At 47.6% G+C, this 25,582-nt stretch carries 25 protein-coding genes, 1 rRNA gene and 1 riboswitch; of the genes, 3 read left to right on the forward strand and 23 right to left on the reverse strand.

Annotated features, from left to right (window positions below):
• Nucleotides 1–66: 66 nt before the first annotated feature.
• From HFE01_RS23455 to HFE01_RS23525, 14 genes are all read right to left on the reverse strand, one after another.
• On the reverse strand, nucleotides 67–492 hold the full coding sequence (locus HFE01_RS23455; protein ID WP_044787193.1) for an OsmC family protein: 426 nt from the start codon (nucleotides 490–492) through the stop codon (nucleotides 67–69).
• Between the two features lie 53 nt (nucleotides 493–545).
• Entirely contained in the window at nucleotides 546–1,295 is a 750-nt protein-coding gene (locus HFE01_RS23460) for an amino acid ABC transporter ATP-binding protein (RefSeq protein ID WP_016819780.1), read from the reverse strand.
• A gap of 14 nt (nucleotides 1,296–1,309) precedes the next feature.
• Complete coding sequence (locus tag HFE01_RS23465; RefSeq protein WP_016819779.1) at nucleotides 1,310–1,957, reverse strand: amino acid ABC transporter permease; 648 nt, start codon at nucleotides 1,955–1,957, stop codon at nucleotides 1,310–1,312.
• Between the two features lie 85 nt (nucleotides 1,958–2,042).
• Complete coding sequence (locus HFE01_RS23470) at nucleotides 2,043–2,900, reverse strand: transporter substrate-binding domain-containing protein (protein ID WP_016819778.1); 858 nt, start codon at nucleotides 2,898–2,900, stop codon at nucleotides 2,043–2,045.
• A gap of 99 nt (nucleotides 2,901–2,999) precedes the next feature.
• Nucleotides 3,000–3,677 (reverse strand): TetR/AcrR family transcriptional regulator, encoded by a 678-nt coding sequence (locus tag HFE01_RS23475; RefSeq protein WP_016819775.1) that lies wholly within the window; start codon nucleotides 3,675–3,677, stop codon nucleotides 3,000–3,002.
• Nucleotides 3,678–3,801: 124 nt separating this feature from the next.
• Nucleotides 3,802–5,067 carry a phosphoribosylamine--glycine ligase gene (gene purD / locus HFE01_RS23480; RefSeq protein ID WP_016819774.1) on the reverse strand — a complete coding sequence of 422 codons (1,266 nt, stop codon included), beginning with the start codon at nucleotides 5,065–5,067 and terminating at the stop codon, nucleotides 3,802–3,804.
• A 63-nt stretch (nucleotides 5,068–5,130) separates the two neighbouring features.
• Complete coding sequence (gene purH / locus HFE01_RS23485) at nucleotides 5,131–6,675, reverse strand: bifunctional phosphoribosylaminoimidazolecarboxamide formyltransferase/IMP cyclohydrolase (RefSeq protein WP_016819773.1); 1,545 nt, start codon at nucleotides 6,673–6,675, stop codon at nucleotides 5,131–5,133.
• A gap of 130 nt (nucleotides 6,676–6,805) precedes the next feature.
• Nucleotides 6,806–7,420: a phosphoribosylglycinamide formyltransferase gene (gene purN / locus HFE01_RS23490; RefSeq protein WP_107735067.1), complete on the reverse strand. Its 615-nt coding sequence runs from the start codon at nucleotides 7,418–7,420 to the stop codon at nucleotides 6,806–6,808.
• Nucleotides 7,420–8,460 carry a phosphoribosylformylglycinamidine cyclo-ligase gene (gene purM, locus HFE01_RS23495; protein ID WP_019686171.1) on the reverse strand — a complete coding sequence of 347 codons (1,041 nt, stop codon included), beginning with the start codon at nucleotides 8,458–8,460 and terminating at the stop codon, nucleotides 7,420–7,422. The genes purN and purM overlap by 1 nt, the downstream gene beginning before the upstream one ends.
• A 714-nt stretch (nucleotides 8,461–9,174) precedes the next feature.
• On the reverse strand, nucleotides 9,175–10,656 hold the full coding sequence (purF, locus tag HFE01_RS23505; RefSeq protein ID WP_017426172.1) for an amidophosphoribosyltransferase: 1,482 nt from the start codon (nucleotides 10,654–10,656) through the stop codon (nucleotides 9,175–9,177).
• Entirely contained in the window at nucleotides 10,641–12,884 is a 2,244-nt protein-coding gene (gene purL / locus HFE01_RS23510) for a phosphoribosylformylglycinamidine synthase subunit PurL (RefSeq protein WP_107735066.1), read from the reverse strand. Before purL ends, purF begins: the two co-directional genes overlap by 16 nt.
• Nucleotides 12,862–13,551, reverse strand: coding sequence for a phosphoribosylformylglycinamidine synthase subunit PurQ (purQ, locus tag HFE01_RS23515; RefSeq protein ID WP_016819768.1), 690 nt, complete (start codon nucleotides 13,549–13,551; stop codon nucleotides 12,862–12,864). The genes purL and purQ overlap by 23 nt, the downstream gene beginning before the upstream one ends.
• Before the next feature lie 4 nt (nucleotides 13,552–13,555).
• Nucleotides 13,556–13,801, reverse strand: a complete 246-nt coding sequence (purS, locus tag HFE01_RS23520) for a phosphoribosylformylglycinamidine synthase subunit PurS (RefSeq protein WP_013308797.1) — start codon at nucleotides 13,799–13,801, stop codon at nucleotides 13,556–13,558.
• Nucleotides 13,802–13,859: 58 nt separating this feature from the next.
• Entirely contained in the window at nucleotides 13,860–14,741 is an 882-nt protein-coding gene (locus tag HFE01_RS23525) for a phosphoribosylaminoimidazolesuccinocarboxamide synthase (protein WP_016819767.1), read from the reverse strand.
• A 189-nt stretch (nucleotides 14,742–14,930) separates the two neighbouring features.
• On the opposite strand from HFE01_RS23525, the gene HFE01_RS23530 reads away from it, so the two are divergent.
• Nucleotides 14,931–15,083 (forward strand): hypothetical protein, encoded by a 153-nt coding sequence (locus tag HFE01_RS23530; RefSeq protein WP_167438490.1) that lies wholly within the window; start codon nucleotides 14,931–14,933, stop codon nucleotides 15,081–15,083.
• 280 nt (nucleotides 15,084–15,363) lie between these two features.
• On the opposite strand, the gene purB is transcribed toward HFE01_RS23530, so the two are convergent.
• The 5 genes from purB to HFE01_RS23555 all read right to left on the reverse strand — a co-directional run bounded on the left by purB (nucleotide 15,364) and on the right by HFE01_RS23555 (nucleotide 19,768).
• Nucleotides 15,364–16,662, reverse strand: coding sequence for an adenylosuccinate lyase (gene purB / locus HFE01_RS23535; RefSeq protein ID WP_031462891.1), 1,299 nt, complete (start codon nucleotides 16,660–16,662; stop codon nucleotides 15,364–15,366).
• A 2-nt stretch (nucleotides 16,663–16,664) separates the two neighbouring features.
• Nucleotides 16,665–17,840, reverse strand: coding sequence for a 5-(carboxyamino)imidazole ribonucleotide synthase (gene purK, locus HFE01_RS23540; protein WP_017426166.1), 1,176 nt, complete (start codon nucleotides 17,838–17,840; stop codon nucleotides 16,665–16,667).
• A complete protein-coding gene (purE, locus tag HFE01_RS23545; RefSeq protein WP_013369467.1) occupies nucleotides 17,837–18,322 on the reverse strand; it encodes a 5-(carboxyamino)imidazole ribonucleotide mutase in 486 nt (161 codons plus the stop codon). Before purE ends, purK begins: the two co-directional genes overlap by 4 nt.
• Before the next feature lie 148 nt (nucleotides 18,323–18,470).
• Nucleotides 18,471–18,572, reverse strand: a riboswitch (purine riboswitch).
• 349 nt (nucleotides 18,573–18,921) lie between these two features.
• Nucleotides 18,922–19,356, reverse strand: a complete 435-nt coding sequence (locus tag HFE01_RS23550) for a universal stress protein (RefSeq protein WP_013369465.1) — start codon at nucleotides 19,354–19,356, stop codon at nucleotides 18,922–18,924.
• A 148-nt stretch (nucleotides 19,357–19,504) separates the two neighbouring features.
• Complete coding sequence (locus HFE01_RS23555) at nucleotides 19,505–19,768, reverse strand: DUF1294 domain-containing protein (protein ID WP_013369464.1); 264 nt, start codon at nucleotides 19,766–19,768, stop codon at nucleotides 19,505–19,507.
• Between the two features lie 194 nt (nucleotides 19,769–19,962).
• Here HFE01_RS23555 and HFE01_RS23560 point away from each other — a divergent pair, with 194 nt between their 5' ends.
• Together HFE01_RS23560 and HFE01_RS23565 are read left to right on the forward strand one after the other, a co-directional pair.
• Complete coding sequence (locus HFE01_RS23560) at nucleotides 19,963–20,091, forward strand: DUF4023 family protein (RefSeq protein WP_013369463.1); 129 nt, start codon at nucleotides 19,963–19,965, stop codon at nucleotides 20,089–20,091.
• 361 nt (nucleotides 20,092–20,452) lie between these two features.
• Nucleotides 20,453–21,613, forward strand: coding sequence for a type II asparaginase (locus HFE01_RS23565; RefSeq protein WP_019686167.1), 1,161 nt, complete (start codon nucleotides 20,453–20,455; stop codon nucleotides 21,611–21,613).
• A gap of 182 nt (nucleotides 21,614–21,795) precedes the next feature.
• Here HFE01_RS23565 and HFE01_RS23570 read toward each other — a convergent pair whose 3' ends face one another.
• From HFE01_RS23570 to rrf, 4 genes are all read right to left on the reverse strand, one after another.
• A complete protein-coding gene (locus HFE01_RS23570) occupies nucleotides 21,796–21,933 on the reverse strand; it encodes a hypothetical protein (protein ID WP_167438489.1) in 138 nt (45 codons plus the stop codon).
• Between the two features lie 98 nt (nucleotides 21,934–22,031).
• Nucleotides 22,032–24,167, reverse strand: coding sequence for a DNA topoisomerase III (locus HFE01_RS23575; protein WP_107735064.1), 2,136 nt, complete (start codon nucleotides 24,165–24,167; stop codon nucleotides 22,032–22,034).
• 132 nt (nucleotides 24,168–24,299) lie between these two features.
• The gene (locus HFE01_RS23580; protein WP_107735063.1) at nucleotides 24,300–25,292 is read right to left on the reverse strand and encodes a ketoacyl-ACP synthase III; all 993 of its coding nucleotides are present in this window, start codon (nucleotides 25,290–25,292) and stop codon (nucleotides 24,300–24,302) included.
• A 215-nt stretch (nucleotides 25,293–25,507) separates the two neighbouring features.
• A 5S ribosomal RNA gene (gene rrf, locus HFE01_RS27785) occupies nucleotides 25,508–25,582 on the reverse strand; the annotation flags it as partial.

Consider the following 25,582-nt stretch of genomic DNA (forward strand, 5'->3'; position numbering starts at 1 on the left):
AGACAACATAAAAAAAGAGAGCCCTCCTGTATATAACACAAGCTGGCTCTCTTCACCCCTTAACGCTTACGCTGGATAGGGTACTTCTGTTCCATTCAAAATGAGGTGCATCCGAATTTCCGCTTTTAAGGAATCAGATACTGCACAATATTTTTCCTTCCCCATCTGAATCGCTTTCCATACGCGGTAATCTGGAATATCTCCATCTACGTGGAACGTCAGATCAATCGCAGTAAATCCTGTTGGCATTTGCTCCTTGCGTGTACCTTCTGCATCAATATCAATTCGAGTAATGTCCGACAAAAAACGATCCAAAATCATCGTAATATCAATACCGATACATCCCGCCAGACCTGCAAGCAGCAGTTCCATCGGTGTCATCCCTTTACCATCGCCGCCATAAGCCGCCGTAGCATCCATCCCTACGGAATAACCGGATGGTCCTTCCGATGTAAATGCGCGTTTGCCGTGCCAAGTAGTAGATACTTTCATAATCAATTGCCTTCTTTCCATCTTAGTGATCTATGATTTATTCTCGATCTAACTTAAAATTCGCTAATTTGACGCAAAAACTTTTGTGTCCTCTCATGCTGGGGAGCATCAAAAAATGCCTGTGGCGCAGCCTCTTCCACAATGATACCGTCCGCCATAAATACAACCTTGTCGGCCACCTCGCGGGCAAATTTCATCTCATGCGTCACGACGACCATCGTCATTCCGTCTTGAGCCAACTCCCGCATAACCCCCAGCACCTCACCCACGAGTTCGGGATCAAGCGCCGATGTCGGCTCATCGAACAGCATGATCGCCGGGTCCATCGCCAGTGCACGTGCAATAGCTACCCGTTGCTGCTGTCCACCGGACAGACGAGATGGATGTACATCCTGCTTATCCAGTAACCCCACCCGCTTCAGCAGCTGTTGTCCGATAGACATAGCCTTGTCGCGCGGCATTTTCTTAACTGTCAGCAGTCCTTCAATGACATTGCCGATAGCTGTTTTGTGCGGATACAGATTGAATTGCTGGAACACCATCCCCGTCTGCTTGCGAATATCACGAATGGCTGCTTGGCGGGCACGAACAGGAGCCATAGCATTAACCTCAATCCCGTTCACCTCAAACTTGCCAGAAGACAACTCTTCCAGTCCGTTCAGGCAACGCAGCAGGGTACTTTTACCTGAGCCGCTGGGACCGAGCAATACGACGATTTCACGAGCGGCAACCTGAAAATCAATGCTTTTCAGAACCTCTACCTGTCCGAATCGTTTACCTAATCCGTTTGTTGTTATCATCATCTATCATCTCCACCTTAATAAGCTCGAGCCAGACGCTTTTCCACCCGCTCCAGTATAGCGGAGAATCCAATGCTCATAATCCAGTACATCAGGGCAATTTCGAGCAGAAACGGCATGTAGCGCAAATACTGCGCCTGTAAAAGCTGTGCCTGTCGCATCAATTCACTAACCCCGATAACCGACACAAGCGACGTTTCTTTAAGCATACCCACGAACGTATTCCCCATCGGTGCAATTGCAATGCGCAACGCCTGTGGAAGAATGATACGCCACATCGTTTGACCAGGCGACATTCCCGTCGCATAAGCAGCCTCGGTCTGTCCCTGTGGTACGGCTAAAATAGCTCCACGGAACGTCTCCGATAAGTACGCCCCTGTATTAATACTAAGCGCGAGACAAGCAGCCGTTAACGATCCGAAAGATATTCCGTAATCATCCAGACCATAATAAATGACCGCAATCTGCACCAAAACCGGCGTTCCCCGGATGATCGATACATACATACGAGCCAGCCACCGAACAGGTCGATTCCCCTTCAAGCGCGCTACAGCAACAATCAAACCAATAATTAAACCAAACAGCATAGAAACAATCGTTATATACAGCGTATAATAAGCGCCCTTCAATAAAAAAGGGACGTTCTCCCACATTAATTCTAGCATCGATTATATTCCCTTCTTTCAGACGAGTGGCCCCATGTCAGCATAAAAGCCAAGACTGGAGCCAGACGCCTGTAACAGGCTTACGTTATTCTTTTGGCTCCTCGCCAAACCATTTTTTGAAAATTGTTTTGTAAGTGCCGTCTTCCTTCATTTCCTTCAGAGCCTTGTTCAAGGCTTCCTTGAGCTCAGGAGTTTTCTGGTTAATGGCTACAGCTGCTAGGTCTGATTTAATCGGCTCGCCTACGGCTTTAATTTGGAACCCGTTTTTGTCGATAATGGGTTTGAGAGCATATAGATTGTTAATTGTTGCATCAATACGACCAGAGTTTAGATCCTTCAATGAAGTAATGACATCATCATATGTTTTGATCTCAAAATCGCCTACCTTTGGCAGCACTTCGTTGCGCAGATAAGATTCATCATTTGTCCCCAAGCCGACACCAATGGTTTTGCCTTTAAAGTCTTCCAACTTCGTAATGTCATTTGTTTTGCTATTCACGATAATATTCACATTATTGGTGATATACGGATCTGTGAAGTCAATGGCCTTCTTGCGATCCTCTGTAATCGCAACCTGGCTAACCACTGCATCGAATTTTTTCTTTTGCAGACTTGGAATCAATCCCGAAAATTCTTGGGCCGTGAATTCCGCTTTTACTCCAATCCGTTTCGCCAACTCTTTGGCAATATCCACATCAAACCCGTCCAACTCCTTGTTGTCGTTCAAGAAATTGTACGGTGGGTAAGTGCCCATCATGCCTACCTTCATTACACCGGCCTTCTTGATGGCTTCGAGCTGATTGGCGGCTGCTTCATTATTGCTGCCCGTTCCAGTTCCGGCATTGGAAGCTTCCTGTTTGGTACCGCAAGCGCTCAGCACAAGGCTGAACAATGCCAGAGCCATGAGTGTGGTCACCAAGAATCCTTTTTTACGTTTTTTCATGTATCGTTCTCTCCTGTCTAGATGTAAATGTTTAAGTTTGTATGTGTAATTTGGCTATATTATTTGTTGCCCACTACTCATTCATGCGATGTTGACCGTCTAGCTTTGACCTAATAGTCCGTAAAATTCAAAATTAGCAGCCTCTTCTGCCAATCTTGTAGCGGATACCTGCTTGATGTGGTCATGTGTTCCCTCTGAACCGAATAACCAGCGTATAATGATCCCTTCGATCATGCTCATGAGTAGTGCTGCCCTTAATTCGACATCTAATTCGGCAGGCAACATGTTCAGCTCGATTGCTCTCTCCATATTGCGCCGGAATGCAAGCTCCATTGCAGTCCTGGTCTCACGGATACTCTGCCGCACGGGTTCATCGACACCACTGCCGATCAGCAGCAAACCCATCAGATAACGGTTCTCCAATGCAAAATGAAATAGCCGGACAAACAGCGCTTCCGATGCCTTGACCATATCAGCCAGCGTTCCTGCATCACGGCGATACCCCTGCCCGATCGCTGACAAAAGCTGTTCACGGCCTGTAGCGATAATCTCCAGCGCCAGAGCCTCTTTACTTTTAAAATGCCAATAAAATGTGCCTTGAGCTACTCCTGCCTCCACCACAATATCTGAAATCTTCGTTTGGTGGTAACCCTGCTCAGCAAACCGCTTTAACGCAATGTGAAGAAGCTGAGTCCTGCGGTCTGTTTCTTCTCCCCCGTGATCAACAGGTGAGTCATTCGAAAGGGTTTTGGATTGCTTCGCCTTGCGTGGCTGCATGGGTTTCCTCCTCCCGATTGATCAGTCAGTCAGTTTTGTATTTTTAATCCTATAGGATAAGTATACTTTTGTCAAACGAAAAAAGAGAACCTCCGCAGAGGTCCTCTTATCCTATATATTGCTGTTATAGCAATGCTTTTGCCGCAATGTCTGTACGGTTTTGCTTGCCTTCAAAGGTAATATGAGCCGCCTGTTCGTAAGCTTTGTCCCGTGCCTCGGCAATGTCACGTCCCAAACCAACCACACCTAATACGCGTCCGCCGTTCGTTACCCACTCACCCTGTTCGTTGATGTCTGTTCCGGCATGGAACACGATGGCTTCGTCAGCCTGATCCAGTCCATGGATAGGTACCCCTTTGGCGTAAGCTGCGGGATAACCTCCGGATGCCAGCACGACACACACCGCAGCTTCATCCTTCCACTCGATCTCCACCTGATCCAGTGTACCGTTCACGGCAGCGAGAAAAATATCGAGCAGGTCGGATTTTAGACGAGGCAATACGACTTGTGTTTCTGGATCACCAAAACGTGCATTAAACTCAATGGTCTTCGGCTTGCCGTCCGGCGAAATCATCAGTCCAGCAAATAAAACACCACGGAACGGGCGTCCTTCAGCAACCATAGCCCTGGCCGTCGGCTTAATAATCGTCTCAAAGGCTTCCTCGATAATAGAATTGGATATGTGAGGCAACGGGGAATACGTTCCCATGCCACCTGTGTTCGGTCCTTTGTCACCGTCAAAAACCGGCTTGTGATCTTGGGCCGCTGCCATTGGACGAACCGTTTCACCATCCACAAAGGAGAGAATCGACATTTCCTGTCCAGCAAGGAACTCCTCAATCACGACCTGTGCACCCGCTTCTCCAAAAACCTTCGCTACCATAATATCGGACAGCGCCTTTTCCGCTTCTTCCATCGAGTAAGCAACTGTCACTCCTTTGCCTGCTGCCAGTCCATCGGCCTTAATGACCACTGGAATAGGCTGTTCCTTCAAGTAGGCATGTGCTTCCTCATAGGTATAAAACTTGCGATAAGTTGCTGTCGGAATTTGATATTTGTGTAGCAAATCCTTCATGAAGATTTTACTGCCTTCAATTTCCGCCGCATTTTTACGCGGTCCGAATACTGGAATGCCCTTCGCTTCAAAGGCATCCACAATGCCGTCTGCCAACGGATCATCGGGGCCCACTACGACAAGTCCGACTTTTTTGGATTCCGCCAGTTCTGTCAGTGCGTCAAAGTCACTCACCGGAATCGGCACACACTCCGCTAATTGTCCGATGCCAGCATTACCTGGCGCACAATAGATTTGTCCGGCCTTGGGGCTTTTCTTCAGCGCCCACACAATTGCATGTTCGCGGCCGCCCCCTCCGATAACCAAAATATCCATTCAGGTGATTCCTCCCGCCCCATTATGATCGTTCAGGTGTGCTGCATCCACAACTCACACAACTTAGTGCTTGAAATGACGTACGCCTGTAAAGACCATAGCAATGCCATATTCGTTAGCAACCTTGATAGATTCCTCATCTTTAATGGAACCGCCCGGCTGAATGACTGCTGTAATGCCTGCTTTAGCTGCCAACTCCAGCGTATCGCCCATCGGGAAAAATGCATCCGATGCCAATACGGCACCTTTTGCTTTGTCACCGGCCTGCTCGATCGCAATCTTGGCTGCTCCGACACGGTTCATTTGTCCTGCGCCTACGCCAATAGTCATATTATCTGCCGCCAGTACGATAGCGTTGGATTTCACATGTTTAACCACTTTCCAGCTAAACAAAAGTTGTTTCAGTTCCTCCTCGGATGGCGTACGCTCTGTTACAACCGTAAGTGCATCCGGGTCCACAGCATGAACGTCATTTTGCTGAACAACCATGCCGCCTTCAATGGAAGTCACGACGAAACGGCTCTTCGCCTCAGATGGGGAAAGCTCACCCAGATCAAGCAAACGGATATTTTTCTTTTTCGTTAAAATCTCCAATGCTTCTTTCGTGAAGCCCGGTGCCAATACAATTTCCAAAAAGATTTCACTCAGCTTATTTGCTGTATCGCCGTCAATAATCCGGTTAGCCGCGACAATGCCGCCAAAAATCGAGGTTGGATCAGCTGCGTAAGCTTTGCTGTACGCTTCATAAATACTGCCGCCAATTCCCACACCGCAAGGATTCATATGCTTAACTGCAACTACTGTCGGCTCGCTGAATTCTTTGACGATTTGCAGAGCTGCATTCGCATCATTGATATTATTGTAAGACAACTCTTTACCGTGAAGTTGCTTCGCTGTTGTTAGTGTACCCTTGGCCGCCAAAGGCTCACGATAAAATGCCGCCTGTTGATGGGGATTTTCGCCATAACGCAAATCCTGAATTTTTTCATAGGTTACAGTGTAACGCTCAGGCAGAGGATCACCTGTCACATTCGACAAGTAATCGGAAATCAAAGCGTCGTATGACGCCGTATGACGGAATACTTTTGCAGCCAAACGCTTACGAGTATTTAGCTCCGTGTCACCATCCTTACGTATTTCCTCCAGTACAGTGCTATAGTCATCCGCATCGACCACTACACTGACAAAAGCATGGTTTTTTGCCGCAGAACGAAGCATTGTTGGTCCGCCGATGTCAATATTTTCAATCGCGTCTTCATAAGTTACACCGGGTTTGGCGATCGTTTCCGCAAAAGGATACAGGTTCACAACGACCAGATCGATATAATCCAATCCAAGCTCCTTCATCTGGCGCTGATGCTCTTCATTATCCCGAACAGCCAGCAAACCGCTGTGTACCGCAGGGTGGAGTGTTTTAACACGTCCATCCATAATTTCTGGAAATCCCGTTACCTCTGAAATACCGATGACAGGAATGCCCTCCTTCGACAGCAAGCTGCTCGTTCCCCCTGTCGAAACGATCTCCACACCCAATTTGGACAACTCGCGACAAAACTCCACGATTCCCCGTTTATCTGATACGCTGACGAGCGCTCTTTTAATACTCACCCTGTCTCCTCCTTTAGCTCTTTCAGAATTTTGCAAATTTCTCTTCTATCAATTTATTTCCCGAGAAATATCGGAAAATGCCTGTACAGTATCCTTGTTATGACAATGATATGACAAATTACAGTTATCTTTAAAGAAGTGAGCTCACCTTGCGGCCATTCAATTGGATTTTGCCTTGAGCCAGTCTACCAACTACCTCTGGATATAGCTGACGTTCCACGGATTGAATGGCTGCGGATAAGGATTCCGCTGTATCATGATCGTGAACTTCTACGACACATTGGGCAATAATCGCACCAGTGTCCATCCCGCCGTCCACAAAATGGACGGTGACCCCGCTTACCTTGACTCCATAGGCCAATGCCTGCCCAACAGCATCCTTTCCTGGAAATGCCGGAAGCAGCGACGGATGAATATTGATGATTTTCCCAGCGTAGGCATCAACCATGACACTGGATAGCAAACGCATATAGCCTGCTAACACGATGAGGTCAATCGATTTCTGCTCCAGCAAAGCCACCAATTCACGCTCATAGTCTTCTCGGGCAGGATATTCCTTAGGGCGAAAAGTATGACAGGCAATTCCAGCTTTCTGTGCTCTAGCTACAGCCGGAGCCGCAGGCTTGTCACAGATAAGTAGTTCTACCGAGGCGCCGCCCAGTTCACCCCGTGCGGCCGCATCCACCAATGCCTGAAAGTTCGTCCCTTCGCCTGATGCAAAAACAGCAATCCGGTAATTGCCCATTATACCTCGGCTCCCGTAAAGGTCACGATCGAGCTGCCTTCCGTTACTTTTCCGATCACATACGCAGCTTCACCCTGTTCCTTTAGAACTTCCAATGCGGTCTGTGCGTGCTCTGCCTCAACAACGATCACCATTCCAATCCCCATATTGAAGGTAGTGAACATGTCTTTGTTAGAGATTTCGCCCTTTTCCTGCATGAGCTGGAAGATCGGTAGAATCGGCCAAGTGCCGTATTGTATATCCACATTGACGTGATCCGGTAACACTCTAGGGATATTTTCAATAAAACCGCCACCCGTGATATGCGCCATGCCTTTTACTTTTACCTTGTCCAGCAACGCCAGCACAGATTTCACATAAATTTTCGTAGGCTCCAGCAGTACATCACCCAGCTTGCCGTTCAAGCCTTCAATTTCATCATGCAAATCATAGCCTTGCTGTTCCAATAACAGCTTGCGAACCAGTGAAAAGCCATTACTGTGAACACCACTGGAAGCCAGCCCGATTACGGTATCTCCAGGAGCAATAGAACTACCGTTAATGATTTTGCTCTTATCTACAATCCCTACGGTGAAGCCAGCAATATCATATTCGCCCTCACTGTACATCCCCGGCATTTCTGCGGTTTCGCCGCCGACCAACGCACACCCTGACTGATGGCAGCCCTCTGCGATTCCAGCGACTATAGCTTCAATCTTCTCGGGCACAACCTTGTCACAAGCAAGGTAATCTAGAAAAAAGAGAGGTTCTGCGCCTCCGACGACAATATCGTTTACGCACATCGCAACTGCATCAATGCCAATGGTGTCATGACGATCCATTGCAAAAGCAAGCTTCAGCTTCGTGCCGACACCGTCAGTACCGGAAACGAGTACAGGCTCCTCGTACTTATCTTTATTCAGGCCGAACAACGCACCGAATCCGCCCAAGTCCGTGAGCACTTCCGGACGGAAGGTACGTTTTACGTGCTTTTTCATCCGTTCTACTGCTTCATTACCAGCAGCGATATCTACCCCTGCGTTTTTGTATGCTTCGGACATTCATGAACACTCCTTCAAATGATTGACCCTCCTAAGTCCTCCCTAGCAGGGAGGATTCCATGGGGATGCTCCCCCTGGACCCCTCAAGAGTCGGTCAGATGCGTAGGATTGGGTGCTGCTTGGTGGTGGTTCGTAATGAGCGTCGCGTGTTTTCCATTGTGAATTGCGGGTCTTCCGCAATTCACAAGGACACGCTTTGATGCGTGGCCGCCTTTGGTAGTGACGGCGGCGGGGGCACGTCCCGGACTGTTTGCTTCGCAAAGGCGGGGACGTGCCGGGCCAAAGAAGTGAGCAGCGCCAACGGGCGGCTTACTTCTTTGGCCCTTGAGGCAGGCAGCTTCCGCCCTGCCTGCTGCCTGAGCCTCGCTTCGCTGGCTCACAGGCGGCTTTACAAGCCGCCTGTTAAAAACTCATGGCATGAAATAGTTATGCCATGAGTTTTTAACAGCCTTACCTCTTCTCTTCCCCGTGGGAACAGAAGAGGTACAGGCACTGCTGCAAAATGCTGAACACCTGAGGAACGCAGCGAGTGGAAGGATTCTGGAGAAGCGAAAACGTTCCCCTTTGCTGCTGGATTCTAACCCTGTAAGGGGTTATTCCACTCCAAGAATCCAGCGGCAACAGCGATCGTAAGAACCTTACACACGCGGAGTGGTCTCCTCAGAACCGCCATCCCATGCCTCCATGCACCTCTGTACCTCTTTTGTTCCTATATTAACAACTACACCCGAACTTTTCTTCGCCTTTAAAATCTACCTGTGTCGGATAATCATTATCGAAACAAGCCAGGCACAAACCGCCCTTGTAATCCTGTTCGTTATGTCCGCCTACCGCGGCAATCAATCCCTCTGCGCTCATAAAATAGAGCGAATCGGCGTTAATCTCTTGCCGAATTTCCTCCACGGTTTTGGACGAAGCGATCAGTTCCCGACGGTCCGGTGTGTCGATACCGTAGAAGCACGGGTTTTTGAAAGGCGGTGAGGTAATTCGTACATGTACTTCCAAAGCGCCCGCATCCCGCAGCATATTTACGATTCGACGAGATGTGGTGCCCCGAACGATAGAGTCGTCGATCATAATGACCCGTTTACCTTCAACAACACGGCGTACGGCGCTCAGCTTCATTTTCACACCCTGCTCGCGCAGCTCCTGACTCGGTTGAATAAAGGTACGTCCAGTGTATTTATTTTTAATCATGCCCAGCTCATAGGGAATACCTGTTTGTTCTGCATAACCAATTGCAGCCGATATGCTGGAATCCGGTACACCGGTAACCAAATCTGCATCGACAAAAGCCTCTAGCGCCATCTGGCTGCCCATTCGTTTGCGTGCTGCATGAAGATTAGAACCATTCAAGTCACTGTCAGGACGAGCAAAATAAATATACTCCATCGCACACAGCGCTTTACGCTGCTTATCTTCCGTATAACGGTCTTCGTGCAGTCCGTTTTTATCCAGAACTAGCAGTTCACCTGGCTCGATATCGCGCAACAGTTCTGCACCAATGGTTTCCAAGGCACAAGACTCGGATGCAAACAAATAAGCATCGCCCAATCTGCCCATCGTCAATGGACGCAAGCCGTTGGGATCAGAAGCCACAAGTAGCTTGTCATTGGTCATAATAAGGAAAGCAAACCCACCGACAATACGCTTTAATGCATCCTTGGCAGCCTCCACTAAATCCTTGGACGACCGAGCGATCAAATGTGCTACTACTTCGGTATCGCTGGTTGTTTGAAAAATAGACCCACCCTGCTCCAGTTCATGCCGAATTTGCAAAGCATTTACGATATTTCCGTTCGTCGCTACCGCCAAATCACCATCACGATACTTGAACACCAAAGGCTGTGCATTCGTCAGCTTACTGTCTCCACTTGTCGAATAGCGCACATGTCCTATGGCAATATCGCCTGTCAACGAAGCCATTAAGTCTTTATTAAATACTTCTTTGACAAGTCCCATTCCACGATGATAATGGAATTCGTCGCCACTGCTCACACAGATCCCTGCACTTTCTTCACCACGATGCTGAAGCGCGTGCAAGCCGTAATAGGCTAGGGAAGCGGCATCGGAGTGTCTGTACACCCCGAATACGCCGCATTCCTCTTTTAATTTATCAAACAGCCCCTCTTTACCTGAGCCTTCATTATAATAATCTCCAGTCCACAACGTCCGTGCTGTTATTTCATCAGACATGGAATGACATCCTCCCAGATTTGCTTCAAACTGGCGACTGCCTCGTTCAAAGCGGGTTGTCCGTTCACCTCAACTGTCAATTGTGATCCTTCAACTTTTCCCAATACGGTAACTGGTACTTCCAGTCCACGCAGATGTGCTTCCAGAGCAGACGCTTTATCCGGTGATGCAGATAACAAAATGCGGGATTGACTTTCGCTGAATAAAGCATGGTCAGGGCGCAAAGACGTTTCTACGTTAACCTGCGCTCCCAATCCGCCGCTAATGCCGGATTCGGCAAGCGCTACAGCTAATCCGCCCTCTGCGAGATCATGTGCGGATTGTACCAATCCGGCCTGAATCGCTCCTAGCACCGCTGTCAGCAGTTTTTTCTCTACATTCAAATCGAGCTCAGGCGGACGTCCTTCGGATACACCGTGCACGACAGCCTGGAACTCACTGCCTCCTAGCTCAGCCTTCGTCTCTCCCACTAGGAAAATGACATCGCCTTCGGCTTTGAAGCCTTGTGTCGTAATATGATCTGTATCATGTACCAGACCGACCATTCCGACTACAGGCGTCGGATAGATCGAACCTTTGGCATTTTCGTTGTACAAGCTAACGTTGCCCCCGATAACAGGTGTATCCAGTACACGGCAAGCTTCTGCCATACCGTCTACGGCTTTTTCCATTTGCCAGAAAATATCCGGTTTTTCAGGGTTACCAAAGTTCAGATTGTCCGTAATCGCCAAAGGCTCTCCGCCGGAGCATACAATGTTACGAGCTGCTTCGCTGACTGCAATCCGTCCACCTACCTCAGGGTCCAGATATACATAACGTCCGTTACAATCTGTAGTCATAGCAAGTCCCTTGCGGGTGCCACGTACGGTCACTACAGCTGCATCCGAACCCGGACGAACGGCCGTACTGGTACGAACCATGTAATCATATTGCTCGTATACCCATTTCTTGCTAGCTACACTTGGTGAAGATAGCACCTTTTTCAGCGCGCCGTTCAAGTCCGTTACTTCTGCATACCGAAGTGTGTCAATCGCAGCATTTTGCTCATAATAAGCAGGAACTTCGGAAGGTTTGTCATAGATCGGACACTCGTCAACCAGCGCCGTCACTGGCATATCACCCACCACTTCACCGTGATGGAACAAACGCAAACGACCGTCATCCGTCACTTTACCGACCTTGGCACAAATGACGCCCCAACGCTCGAAAATTTCAAGCGCCTGTGCTTCATCCTTAGGCTCAACAACGAACAACATACGCTCCTGTGATTCAGACAGCATCATTTCATAAGGTGTCATGCCCTCTTCACGCTGCGGTACCTGATCCAGGTACAGCTCAAGACCGTTGCCCGCCTTGCTTGCCATTTCAGCACTGGAGCAGGTAAGTCCCGCTGCGCCCATATCCTGAATACCCAGTACAATACCGCTGTCGATCAGTTCCAGACATGATTCCATAACCAGCTTTTCCATGAATGGATCGCCTACTTGAACCGCAGTCCGATTCGCTTCGGATTCCTCTGTCAGCTCAACGGATGCGAAAGTTGCTCCATGAATCCCGTCACGTCCTGTTGGTGGGCCTACGTAGAACACCGGGTTACCAACCCCTTTTGCCACACCACGTTGGATTTTATCGTGGTCAATCAGTCCAACACACATTGCATTAACGAGCGGATTGCCTTCGTAGCTTTCGTCAAATACAACCTCTCCACCCACGGTCGGAATACCGATACAGTTCCCGTAGCCCGCAATACCCGATACCACATGCTCGAACAAATATTTCACACGGTCGCTCTCCAGCTTGCCAAAACGCAGCGAGTTCAAAACGGCAACAGGTCTTGCGCCCATGGAAAAAATATCACGGATGATGCCGCCTACCCCAGTTGCTGCCCCTTGGAAAGGCTCTACAGCGGATGGATGGTTATGACTTTCGATTTTAAATACAACTGCTTGGTTGTCTCCAATATCAACAATCCCTGCTCCTTCACCGGGTCCCATCAGAACTCGCGGTCCGCTCGTCGGGAAACGTCTCAGCAACGGCTTGGAGTTTTTGTAAGCACAATGCTCTGACCACATAACACTGAACACGCCAATCTCCGTATAATTCGGCTGACGCCCCATAAATTCGCAGATCAGCGCATATTCACTGTCCGACACACCCATCTGCTGATACAGTTTATGTTCGGCAACCTGCTCTGCCGTCGGTTCCTTAGCGGACACTTGCTGCGCCATGACGATCCCTCCAAGCATTCAAAATAGATGTAAACATACGTTTGCCGTCATCCGTTCCAAGCAATGCGTCCACCGCGCGTTCCGGGTGGGGCATCATGCCCAGCACGTTACCTTGTTCATTACAAATCCCTGCAATATCCGTCATGGAACCATTGGGATTATCTTTATACGTAAATACGATCTGATTGTTCGCCTGCAAACGAGCCAGCGTCTCATCATCACAGTAATAGTTGCCTTCACCATGTGCGATCGGAATAATGATCTCTTCACCAGCAGCATAATCTCTTGTAAAAGGCGTTTGGTTATTCGCAACCTGCAACACCGTATCACGGCAAAGGAATTTCATCGACAGATTACGGCGCAAAGCTCCTGGCAATAGCCCGGCTTCGGTCAAAATTTGAAAACCGTTGCAAATCCCCAAAATATATTTGCCCTCGGCAGCCGCTTTGGCTACTTCCTTCATCACTGGAGCAAACCGGGAAATCGCACCACACCGCAGATAATCCCCGTAGGAGAAGCCTCCCGGAACAAGAATACAATCGTAAGGTGACAGATCCGTTGCCGTATGCCAAACATAATCGACAGGTTCACCGACCGTGTCCTCTATCGCCTTATAGCAGTCAATATCACAGTTGGAGCCCGGAAAAACCAGAACTGCAAATTTCATGGAATCAGCCCTCCAGTTCGTAGCGGTAGTCTTCAATGACCGTGTTGGCCAACAGCTTTTCACACATCTCGATGATGCGTTTCTCTGCACTCTCGCGGTCTGTTGTATCCAGATTCAGTTCCATATACTTACCAATTCTGACGCTGTCCACTTCTCCGAAACCCATAGAATGCAGTGCGCCTTGCACCGCGACCCCCTGCGGGTCCAAAACGCTTTGCTTTATCGTGACATAGACTGTTGCTTTCATCATGTTCCTTCAGTTCCTCCTCCGAATGAGTGAATCCTATTGGTTGAATTATGATTACTATTTACTGTGCCGTCAGACGCCGCCAAATATCCGTATATCTTGCAGTTGTTTCTTCTACGACCTCAGCAGGCAATGGATCGGGCTTGCTGTTCTTGTCCCAACCGGAGGCGGCCAAATAGCTTCGCACCGGCTCCTTGTCCATGCTATCAATCTCAACATCCAGCTCATACTTCTCCTGTGCCCAGAAACGAGATGAATCCGGAGTGAAAATTTCATCAATCAAAATCACCTTGCCATCAACAAGCCCAAACTCAAACTTGCAATCCGCTAAAATGATTCCTCGCTTTTCGCAGAAAGCACGCGCAAATTCATACAATGCCAAGCTTTTTTCCTCAAGTTCACCGGTTAGCTGGGCCCCGACCAGTTCCTTCATTTGATGAAGGGAAATGTCCTCGTCGTGACCGACATCGTTTTTGGCAGCCGGTGTAAATAGAGGCTTGGGAAAGCGTTCATTCTTACGTAGCCCCTTAGGCAATGGAATACCGTTTACCTCACCGGTCTGTTCATATTGACGCCAGCCGCCTCCGGTAATATATCCGCGCACCACACACTCGATGTCGATGCGTTCAGCCTTCAGCGTGACCATGATCCGATCCTTAAGCAGCTCTTTATTCTGTTCGTCGATGACATGTCCGAGCTTGTTTACATCGGTATGCACGACATGGTTTTCCAGCAGGTCTTTCGTCTGCTCGAACCAGAAAGTACTGAGCTTGTTCAGAACATTCCCCTTTTCCGGTACAGGCGGCTCCAACACATAATCAAAAGCTGAAATCCGATCCGTCACGACAATCAGAAAATGTTCTCCGAGATCATACAACTCACGCACTTTGCCTTTGTACAAAAGCGGCGCATGAATCAGACCTTCGGCGGTAGACAATGACATTTCATTACACCTCTTTCAAAAGAGTATGGCCCCTCCTAAATCGAACCTTTGCCCCTCCTAAATCCTCCCCTCAGGGAGGACCCCCAGGGCTGCTGCCCTCGGGACTCCCGCAAGGGTTGGCTAATGGGCAAGGTGAGGGCGTGTATTTTGTAGCTATGGTGAAGTGAGCGCGTTTCGCTGGATGAAGGCTTGTTCGCACAAGCCCTCATCCAGCAACGCTTTTACGTTGGTGCGAACGGCTGGCTCAAGGCTTCGCTTCTTGAGCCTGTGCGTGCTCGTGAGGACTGCGGGCTGTTTGCTGCGCAAATTCGGCAGGCCTCACGAGCACGTGGTCTGCGATAGAAAAGCAGTGGAACACGCTTTTCCATCGCTCTTGGGAAGGTGCGGCATCTTATGTACCGCATCTTCCCTAGTTCTGCTCCCATACGTGGTTGGTGCTGGAAGCAGCGGAGCGAACGGAATCGTTCTGGAGAAGCGTTAGCGTTTGCCTTTGCCCCTGGATTCCAACCTTAGTAGGTTTTCCAATTCAGGAATCCAGGGGCAACAGCAATCGGAAGAACGATCCGTTCGCGCAGCGGACTCATCACGCTCCTGATCCTCTCCCAAGCGCCAACCTTCCCTCTTACTCCCCTAATCCCAGCTTTTTAAAGATCGTATCCACGTTCTTCAAATGCCAAGCCGGGTTGAACGCATCCTCGATTTCATCCGGACTGAGCACGGCAGTAATTTCCGGAGTCGCCTCGACAATTTCGCGGAACTGGCGTTGCTCTTCCCATGCCTGCATCGCACGCGGCTGCACGGTATCGTAAGCTTTTTCACGACTAAAGCCCTTGTCGATCAGCTTCGTCATAATGCGGCCGGAGAATGGTACACCATACGTACGCGCCATATTGCGCTTCATATTTTCAGGGAAGACCGTCAGATTTTTCACGATATTGCCAAAACGGTTCAGCATGTAGTTCAGCAGCATCGTTGCATCCGGCAGAATGATACGTTCTACAGAAGAATGCGAAATGTCGCGTTCATGCCACAACGTTACGTTCTCATACGCCGATACCATATGCCCACGAATCACACGTGCCAGACCGGAGATGTTTTCACTTCCGATCGGATTGCGTTTATGTGGCATTGCGGAAGATCCTTTTTGACCTTTGGCAAAAGCTTCTTCCACCTCACGGAATTCACTCTTTTGCAATGCACGGACTTCTGTAGCAAACTTGTCCAACGATGTGGCGATCAACGCCAACGTGGCCATGTATTCAGCATGACGGTCGCGCTGGAGCGTTTGTGTAGAAATCGGGGCAGGCTTGGTGCCGAGCTTGCGGCATACGAATTCTTCCACAGCCGGGTCGATGTTGGCGTATGTTCCGACCGCACCGGACATTTTACCGTATTGTACTTGGTCAGCAGCATAGCGGAAACGTTCCAGATTGCGCTTCATTTCCTCGTACCACAGGCCCATTTTCAGTCCAAATGTGGTCGGCTCAGCATGCACTCCATGTGTACGTCCCATCATCGGTGTGTGCTTGTAAGCCAATGCTTTTTCCTTCAAAATTTCAATAAAATTCAGAATATCTCGTTCCAGAATTTCATTCGCCTGCTTTAACAGATAGCCCAGAGCCGTATCAACCACGTCTGTAGAGGTTAGGCCATAATGTACCCATTTGCGCTCGTCGCCAAGACTTTCGGATACCGTGCGGGTAAAAGCAATGACATCATGTCTTGTCTCCTGCTCAATCTCATAGATCCGTTCAATATCAAAGCTTGCATTTTTACGCAGAGCCACGGTATCTTCTTTTGGGATAACCCCTAACTCAGCCCATGCTTCACAGGCACACAGTTCTACTTCCAGCCAAGCTTTAAATTTATTTTCTTCCGTCCAAATCGCTCTCATTTCCGGTCTGCTATAGCGTTCGATCATGACTATTTATTCCCCCAAATATTGGTTTGATCAATCCATTCCAGCGCTTGTTCCGTATCCTGGCACAACAGATTAATATGTCCCATCTTTCGGCCTGGCTTGGCTTCACTTTTTCCATACAAATGCAGCTTTGGTACAACACTCAATCCTTCAGCTTCAGCATCTGATTGTCCGAATCTTCGAATTACGTCCTCCAAATGCTCACCTAGTACATTGACCATCACCACCGGAGTCAGCAGCTTCGTGTTGCCCAGTGGCAAACCACAAATCGCACGTATATGTTGCTCAAATTGCGAGGTGGCGCACCCCTCCATCGTGTAATGGCCGGAGTTATGGGGTCGTGGTGCCAACTCATTAACGTATAATTGTCCGTCTTCGGTGACAAACATCTCCACAGCTAGCAGTCCCACCGCATCCAATGACTCCGCCACAGCCAGCGCCAATTTGCGTGCTTCCTCCTGGACAGCTTCAGGTACGCGTGCGGGTACAATCGACGTGTGCAAAATGTTGTTCACGTGGATGTTTTCCGCAGGTGGAAAGGCTTTGGCTTCACCGTTCGTGCTGCGAGCTACAATCACCGAGATTTCGCAGCGAAAACGGATGAACTGTTCCAACACCAGTTCCGCACCGCTTCCAGCCAGTTGCTCGTAGGCATTCGTGGCTTCCTCCGATTGGCGAATGACCACTTGGCCCTTGCCATCATAACCGCCGACTGCTGTTTTGAGCACACACGGCACACCCAGTTCGGCTACCGCTTGAACCATATCGGCAGGACTGCTAATTTCACGATATGGAGCAACAGGAACACCAGCTGCTTCAATAGAACGTTTTTCCCGCAGACGATGCTGTGTCGTGTACAAAAGACTGCTGCCCTGCGGTACACTGGATTCCTGTTCCAAAAGTGCGGCTACACCCGCATCCACATTTTCAAACTCATACGTGATCACGTCACACCGTTCAGCCAGTTCTCTGGCCGCGTGCTCATCATCATAGGCAGCACGGATTTGTTCTGACACCTGTCCACACGGACTATCCGGTGCAGGGTCCAGTGTCACGAAGCGATAGCCTAGGTTTGTTCCTGCCAGTACAAGCATTCTGCCTAATTGTCCGCCTCCCAAAATTCCAATCACTGTGCCAGGAGGGCGAATACGGCCAGCGGATTCACATGCTTCATTCATAGCGAGTCACTGCCTTCCAGTACCTCGTCACGGATACGATCGCGTCTTGCCACAACCCGCTGACTTATCTTTTCGTCAAAAGCACCTAATATTTGTGCAGCCAGCAACCCTGCGTTGGTAGAGCCTGCCTTACCGATTGCCACAGTGGCAACTGGAATACCACCCGGCATCTGCACAATGGAGAGCAGGGAGTCCAGACCATTCAGAGCCTTCGACTGAACAGGCACACCAATCACTGGCAAGGAGGTCTTCGCAGCCACCATTCCTGGCAGATGTGCAGCCCCACCCGCACCAGCAATAATGACCTTTAGTCCGCGCCCGGCGGCCTCTTCTGCAAAACGAAACATTAAATCCGGTGTACGATGGGCTGATACTACTTTTTTCTCATATCCGATTTCAAGCTCGTCCAGCACAGCACATGCATGTTGCATGGTGTCCCAGTCTGATGTGCTGCCCATAATGACAGCGACCTGCACTGACATGTCCTTCACTCCCTGTTTATCAATAAGCGCCAAAAATCCGGCACTCGAAAATAACGTTATTTTCAAGACACCGGACTACGAAAAAACAAACGACAGAGCCTCTTAAAGGCATGCCAAAAGCAAGCCTGTTCCACCGCATCCAATGCGGCTTCAGCCGTATGTCTCCCGTAGTCCGGAAATTTAAGGTTTCCAGGTAGAAACTTCCGGGCCATATCCCCGGCATTATACGAGTCAGGATTGTGCTTACTCCATACCCAACGATATACTTTCCCAGCATAATCGTGATGGATTTCGGCTCCAACATGTGTACCTAATTAAATTGTACCTAAAGTTCATTTTTTATCGACAATACACTTCATAGTTTAACAATTCCCTACACCCTGTGTCAACTTGAAAACGAACATTGTCATAATGATACAATTTAATGTTCGTGTTTAACAAAAACCAAGCCCTTTATATGCATACCTCAGGACTATTGTATTATATTTAGCTATCACTCTACCTACACTGGTAACGGCCAGCAATACATCTTTCCAACAAAAATAAAAAGCCGGCACTTCCTGTACAGGCAGTGATCCGACTTTTGCTTTTTTACTTCGTTATTTTACGACCAACACGGGGATACGTGCATGCTGCACCACATTGTGACTTACGCTACCTAATACAAATTCACGAATACCACCCAATCCGCGACTGCCAATCACAATCACATCGAAGCCATTCTCATTGGCATAATCCAAAATCACTTCGGCCGGCGAGCCTTGAATCAGCTCTACCTTGGCGTCTACACCTTGCTCAGCAAGCCGCTTTTTAACTTCATCCGTAGTTTGCTCAGCCAAATCATAATACTCTTTATTCACCGAAGCTGGAATTGGAGCCAAACCTTCGCCCATAAAAATCCGCGGGAAATCGAATGCTGTCACTACCTCAAGCTTCGAGGAGGGTGATGCCTTCACCAATTCAGCCGCCTTCAATAAAGCTTTGTTGGAAGCATCCGAACCGTCATAAGCAAGCAATACTTTTGAAAATAGCATAATACGCACCTCTTCCGAATTCAGTTTGTTAAATCAAAGCCTGAAATTATGTATTCCTGTGGTTGTTCACTTCATACATCATGTAATGGCTGAGAATAGCCTTCTCAATCATCATTAAACTTCCCTATGAGAAGCTAAACTCCCAGCCTTAGCGTAAAAAATACCCATAGAGCAATGCGTTAATGAATAGCAACGCAGGAATACCTAATCTGAAGGTCATATGCCGTGTTTTATGGCGTTTGCGGTACATCGCAATGAGTACACCCAATGCGCCCCCGATCAGGGCCAGCAAAAACAACGTCCGTTCAGGTACACGATCACGGTGTTTACGTGCTCTCTTTTTATCTTCCGACATTACCAGATAGCCTACTGCATTAATGAACAGTAGCCATACCAACAAGCCTGTCTGCAATGTCTCTCCTCCTTTTGCACACCGTACCAGTTTCAGGTATTAGGACTTATATAGGGCTCTCTTCTTCATTATAACCTCACCCCTTTTATAGAAACAACGCCTTCTCTGACTGGGAAAACGTTTTTGCGGAAATAGTAACGGTGTATGAGGGCAATTCCCGAGTGCATTTATTTTGTCTTAAAGGAGGAACTACGATGGAAAGCACCCATGAATACGTTGAAAAGCTACGAGAAAATGCAAAAAAGGCAGAACGTAACCGTAAACAAGGAAAAGGAACTCCCAGCGCTAGCTTGCCAACAAAACAGCATAGCAAAAACCCCTGATCATGGGATCTGTATTCAACTGTAGAACCATGTAAATACCGTAAAACATCAACTTCACCTTGTCACTCTCATTAAATGAAATTAAAGGTATACTCAGTTGTTCACCTTTTATCAAAAGCAACAAGCAGACTCCTTATGAGATTTCTGCTTGTTGCTTTCTTTTATAAACATTTTTCATTTAGCTGTATTTAAAGCGATTACATATATAAAAACGAGTTTTAAAGTTATATTTTCTAACATATATATTGACTAAAAACGATTTTACACCCTATAATGCGTGATATTAACGTAATTCGACAAAATATTTGTCAGTTAATCTATCATTAATATTTCAAGGTTTAAGATTGGAGAGGAGCTTTATATGACTAACATGAAAAAAATGACAATGATTCCCCTGTTGGCCGGCTTTATTCTCGGAAGTACCTTATGGAGTGGTGGATTTACTGCTAACGCTGCGGCAGCAGCTACAACCAGCACAACGGTATCTACTTCTAACACTACAACTTCAGACAAATCTGAAAATCCACAAACTAATCATTTACCCAATATTAAAATACTAGCCACAGGAGGGACCATTGCAGGGTCATCCTCCGTCAACACGGATACAACTGGCTACAAAGCAGGCGCATTAGGTGTTGAAACCTTAATCAATGCCGTTCCTGAGATGAAAAGTATTGCAAATGTCAGTGGTGAGCAAGTGGTTAACGTGGGTAGCCCCGATGTTAATAATGAAATCCTCTTAAAACTTGCCAAACGCACCAACGAGCTGCTTGCCAGAGACGATGTAGACGGTATTGTCATTACCCATGGTACAGATACATTGGAAGAAACGGCATACTTCCTTAACCTTGTCGTTAAGAGCGATAAGCCTGTAGTTGTTGTTGGCTCTATGCGCCCAGCTACTGCCATCAGTGCCGATGGTCCATTCAACCTTTATAATGCTGTAAAAGTTGCCGGAGCTTCGGCCTCCAAAGGCCAAGGTGTACTCGTATTGCTGAACGATCGCATCGGTGCAGCAAGATACATCACAAAAACGAACACAACTGCAGTCGATACGTTCAAGTCTGTGGAGCAGGGCTACCTTGGAGCTGTAGTGGGTGATCAAGTATACTACTACAACAAATCCACTCATAAGCATACGACTTCTTCTGTATTCGACGTCTCTAATCTCACCCAGCTGCCGCAAGTAGATATTTTATACGAGTATCAAAACAACGGTCGCTACCTGTATGATGCTGCCGTAGCAGCTGGCGCCAAGGGCATAGTGGTCGCTGGTTCCGGTAATGGTTCCTTATCCAAGACCTCCTCAGAAGGCGCAGAGGCCGCAGGCAAAAAAGGAGTTATTATTGCCCGCTCCAGCCGCGTAGGAAGTGGAGTTGTGTCCCCATCGACAAAAGACGCAGCATCGAACTTTGTGTCCACCGATTCGCTCAATCCGCAAAAAGCACGGATTTTACTCATGCTCGCTTTGACCCAGACGCATGATGTTAATCAAATTCAATCTTTCTTTAATGAATACTAAGGGCAGTTATTCCAAACCAAATAAATATAACTTCATTATTATAAAAAAGAAGCAGCAGTTACGGTTAACCACCGTACTGCTGCTTCTTTTATGCAAGACAATGTCTGGCACCCATAACGATTACATCTGGTATCCAAACGTCTTGGTCTTATACAGCCATTCGTTTTCCCTTACAGGTAGCATTAAGACTGCTGTTTGGGAATCCCATTCAAGCTTGGAGGATATTTAGCTTGCTTCTCTGGATGAGCAGCGATTTCTTCCTCCAGTATACTTGATTTATTTTGCTGATTTTTTATTTTAAGCGGTTTATGTTTGGGCATAAATACTCACCTCCTCGGATTACCATGCCAAGGAGTAAGCTTTTTTATACCGACATACGCCTGCTAATTGTGTAGCTTGAAGCACGCTCTGGGAATCTTTATTCGCCCTGCTTTTGCTCCATTGCTGCTTTTAGCAAATCACCCAAGCTGGAGCCAAAAGATTCCTTCTTTTCAAACTGTTTTACCAGCTTTTGCTGTTCCCGCTTGTTTACCCGTTGCTTGTCCTTATCCAGCGTCTCCGTAATGCCACAGGATAAGCATCTTACATACAAACCTGCCTTGCCCTCTTTCATTTCCATTTTTTTATGACACTGTGGACAACGTCGATTGGACAAACGTTTTTCGCCTGAACGACGGTAACCGCAATCCGCACTTGGACATACAAGAAACTTCCCTTTCTTACCTTTTTTCTCCAACAACTTTGTACCACAATCCGGACAATGGCTATTCGTTATGTTATGTGGCTTGTACTCCGCGCTGCTATTTTTCACAGTAGAAACCAATTCTTTCGCCATAGCACGGATAGAATTCAAAAATGGCTCAGGTTGTCCTTGACCACGGGCGATCCGTTCTAACTCCGCTTCCCATTGTGCCGTCAATTCGGGCGTTCGCAGCTGTGGAGCCGCCAGCTCGATCAGTTGCTTGCCTTTGCCAGTTGGATGCATCACGTTCCCCTGGCGCTCTATCGTATCCGAGCTGACGAGTTTCTCGATCAGATCTGCACGGGTGGCTGGAGTACCCAGGCCATGCTTTTCCATCTGAGCCAGCAGGGCTGCTTCTGTATAGCGCTTCGGTGGCATCGTTCTTCCAGCACGTACAATACAACGCTGCAATTGGACGGAGTCTCCTTTTCTCAGTTCAGGCAAAATAACGACCCGTCCATTACTTTCACGATCATCTGTCTCTTCCTCGTCCAATTCATAATGACTTTCGTCATACACAGCACGCCAACCGCTATCTTTTATGGTTGTACCTTTTACCTGAAATGTTTCCTGCCCCACCATGACCGATACAGCTACAGCATCATAACGTGCAGGTGGGTAGAACAGACTGATAAAACGGCGTGCAATGAGATCATACAGCTTACGCTCCTCTGGGCTTAACTGATTAAGCAATAACGTCTGCTCAGTAGGAATAATCGCATGGTGATCTGTGACTTTACTGTCATCTACAACTCGTTTTGTGATTGGCAATTTGTTACGCAATAGCGGACGTGCTAAAGAAGTATACGGACCCACGGCTACGCTACTGAGCCTTTCCTTAAGGGAATCCACCATATCGGAGGTAAGATAACGACTGTCTGTACGTGGATAAGTCACCAGCTTATGCTGCTCATATAGACGCTGAAGAACATTAGACGTCTGCTTGGCCGAGAAGCCGTAGCGCTGGTTAGCATCTCTTTGCAGCTCAGTTAGGTCATATGCGAGCGGGTGAGGCTCGCTTTTTTCACTTTTTTTAACACTCACAACTGTACCTTTGGCCCCCTCAAGCCTGCGGCGCAAAGTCTCTGCCTGAGTACGGTCAAACATACGTGAATCCCCATTTTCTGCACGCCATGTTGCCTGAAAATGACCAAAATCCGCCGTCAACGTATCATATTCTTGAGAACGAAACTGGGTGATCTCTTTCTCACGTTCCATAATCATCCCCAGTGTCGGTGTCTGTACTCTTCCAGCCGAAAGCTGGGCGTTATAACGAACCGTTAACGCGCGGGTTACATTGAGACCAATCATCCAGTCTGCTTCAGCCCTACAGCGAGCCGATTCATATAAACGATCAAACTGCTGGCCAGGCAATAATTTCGCGAAACCTGCCTTAATTGCCTTATCCGTCTGCGAGGAAATCCATAAACGCCGGAAAGGCTTCCTCCAGTTTGCCATTTGTATAATCCAACGCGCCAACAATTCTCCTTCACGAGCAGCATCTGTTGCCACGATAAGTTCTCCAATGTCCTGTCGTTTCATCAGCTGCTGTACAGCTTTGAACTGATGATTGCTCTCCCGCAATACCTTTAACTTGGAGTTCTTCGGAAGAATGGGCAAGTCCTCTAAGTTCCAATTCGCATACTTAGAATCGTAATCCTCAGGCTCTGCTAATCCGACCAAATGACCCAAAGCCCATGTCACTACATACTTAGGTCCTTCTATATAACTTTTATGCTTCTCACGGCTGCCCATCACACGTGCAATCTCTCTGGCCACGGATGGTTTTTCTGCCAATACCAATACCTTCATGTTACGCTCCTTTCTCTCATAATGTTAATTATACCATCCTGCCATCTTACGATAAATCTAATGCCAACCAACGTCTCTTTATTAACACGATCTTTACACACTATTACTATTGCTCATGCATTAGTTAGCAGCTTACAAATCAGGCACACTCCATTTTATTAACAGACCCGCATACGTCAGGCCTCCCCCGAATCCATATAACACTACATGTTGTCCATATCTTAAACGCCCATCATCCAATCCACACTGTAAAGCCAACGGAATGGACGCCGCCGAAGTGTTGCCATAAAACTCTACACTCGTCAGCGTCTTTTCTAAAGGTACTGCACTCTTTTCACATATGGACTCAATCATTCTCAGATTAGCACTATGAGGTACAAACCAGTCAAGATCCTCTTTCCCCATATTTGCCTTATCCATTAATCGCTCGATTCCTGCTGGGACAGAACGTACAGCCCATTTATAAACCTCACGTCCATTTTGAGCGATAAAACCATTATCTTGCAGCTTCTCTCCATCCAAATAGTTAGATAATCCTGCACGATAAAGATGTGCTCCTCCTTGCCCAAAGGTTCCTATATCTGAAGTCAAAAACGACCCTTCATCCTCGTCATATTCAACAAGTGCAACCCCTGCTCCATCTCCAAAAAGAACACATGTCGTCCGGTCCGTATAATCTGTAATTTTTGATAATGTTTCGGCTCCAATCACTAGAACCTTGCGATGTAGACCACCCGTAATCAGACCATTTGCCAAATGAAGTCCATAGGCAAAACCTGCGCATGCAGCACTAACATCCATTGACCCTGTATTGGGAATATTAAAATAAGCCTGAATACGGGAAGCCGTACTTGGAAAATAGTAATCAGGTGTACTCGTCGCTACAATGATCATGTCAACATCGTCCACATTTACGTTATAAAGGTTAACCATACGTTTAATAGCTTGTATACATAAATCAGATACATACTGATCTTCGGCCGCGATTCGTCGTTCCCGCATACCCGTTCGCTGTACAATCCACTCGTCACTAGTCTCCACAAGCTTCTCCAAGTCGGCGTTCGTCAAAATCCGTTCAGGTACATAAGTGCCAAGGGCCGTTAACTTTGCTTTTGAATTCAACAATCTGATCACTCTCCTTTATAATCCTTATTCATATTATAACACCAGATACTAATACCTGGTACTAATTTTCTTTAAAAAATGTCTATCTATTTACTAGCTAATATCCACAGATTCAGTCGAACTTATAACTAACTTAAACTAATTAAAAATTCTACTGATATTTAACACAAAAAAGGACCATGATCTCAAAAAGATCATGGTCCTTTTTACTTATTGCTTGGCAACGTCCTACTCTCCCAGGACCCTGCGGTCCAAGTACCATCGGCGCTGGAGGGCTTAACGGTCGTGTT

It is taken from the genome of Paenibacillus sp. EKM10P, from assembly GCF_011800655.1.
Lineage (GTDB): Bacteria > Bacillota > Bacilli > Paenibacillales > Paenibacillaceae > Paenibacillus > Paenibacillus polymyxa.

Bases quoted from the DNA above. Each gene is read 5' to 3' on its own strand.
- HFE01_RS23455 (WP_044787193.1), bottom strand. From the start codon at position 492: ATGAAAGTATCTACTACTTGGCACGGCAAACGCGCATTTACATCGGAA.
- HFE01_RS23460 (WP_016819780.1), bottom strand. From the start codon at position 1,295: ATGATGATAACAACAAACGGATTAGGTAAACGATTCGGACAGGTAGAG.
- HFE01_RS23465 (WP_016819779.1), bottom strand. From the start codon at position 1,957: ATGCTAGAATTAATGTGGGAGAACGTCCCTTTTTTATTGAAGGGCGCT.
- HFE01_RS23470 (WP_016819778.1), bottom strand. From the start codon at position 2,900: ATGAAAAAACGTAAAAAAGGATTCTTGGTGACCACACTCATGGCTCTG.
- HFE01_RS23475 (WP_016819775.1), bottom strand. From the start codon at position 3,677: ATGCAGCCACGCAAGGCGAAGCAATCCAAAACCCTTTCGAATGACTCA.
- purD (WP_016819774.1), bottom strand. From the start codon at position 5,067: ATGGATATTTTGGTTATCGGAGGGGGCGGCCGCGAACATGCAATTGTG.
- purN (WP_107735067.1), bottom strand. From the start codon at position 7,420: ATGGGCAATTACCGGATTGCTGTTTTTGCATCAGGCGAAGGGACGAAC.
- purM (WP_019686171.1), bottom strand. From the start codon at position 8,460: ATGTCCGAAGCATACAAAAACGCAGGGGTAGATATCGCTGCTGGTAAT.
- purF (WP_017426172.1), bottom strand. From the start codon at position 10,656: ATGTCTGATGAAATAACAGCACGGACGTTGTGGACTGGAGATTATTAT.
- purL (WP_107735066.1), bottom strand. From the start codon at position 12,884: ATGGCGCAGCAAGTGTCCGCTAAGGAACCGACGGCAGAGCAGGTTGCC.
- purQ (WP_016819768.1), bottom strand. From the start codon at position 13,551: ATGAAATTTGCAGTTCTGGTTTTTCCGGGCTCCAACTGTGATATTGAC.
- purS (WP_013308797.1), bottom strand. From the start codon at position 13,801: ATGATGAAAGCAACAGTCTATGTCACGATAAAGCAAAGCGTTTTGGAC.
- HFE01_RS23525 (WP_016819767.1), bottom strand. From the start codon at position 14,741: ATGTCATTGTCTACCGCCGAAGGTCTGATTCATGCGCCGCTTTTGTAC.
- purB (WP_031462891.1), bottom strand. From the start codon at position 16,662: ATGATCGAACGCTATAGCAGACCGGAAATGAGAGCGATTTGGACGGAA.
- purK (WP_017426166.1), bottom strand. From the start codon at position 17,840: ATGAATGAAGCATGTGAATCCGCTGGCCGTATTCGCCCTCCTGGCACA.
- purE (WP_013369467.1), bottom strand. From the start codon at position 18,322: ATGTCAGTGCAGGTCGCTGTCATTATGGGCAGCACATCAGACTGGGAC.
- HFE01_RS23550 (WP_013369465.1), bottom strand. From the start codon at position 19,356: ATGCTATTTTCAAAAGTATTGCTTGCTTATGACGGTTCGGATGCTTCC.
- HFE01_RS23560 (WP_013369463.1), top strand. From the start codon at position 19,963: ATGGAAAGCACCCATGAATACGTTGAAAAGCTACGAGAAAATGCAAAA.
- HFE01_RS23565 (WP_019686167.1), top strand. From the start codon at position 20,453: ATGACTAACATGAAAAAAATGACAATGATTCCCCTGTTGGCCGGCTTT.
- HFE01_RS23570 (WP_167438489.1), bottom strand. From the start codon at position 21,933: ATGCCCAAACATAAACCGCTTAAAATAAAAAATCAGCAAAATAAATCA.
- HFE01_RS23575 (WP_107735064.1), bottom strand. From the start codon at position 24,167: ATGAAGGTATTGGTATTGGCAGAAAAACCATCCGTGGCCAGAGAGATT.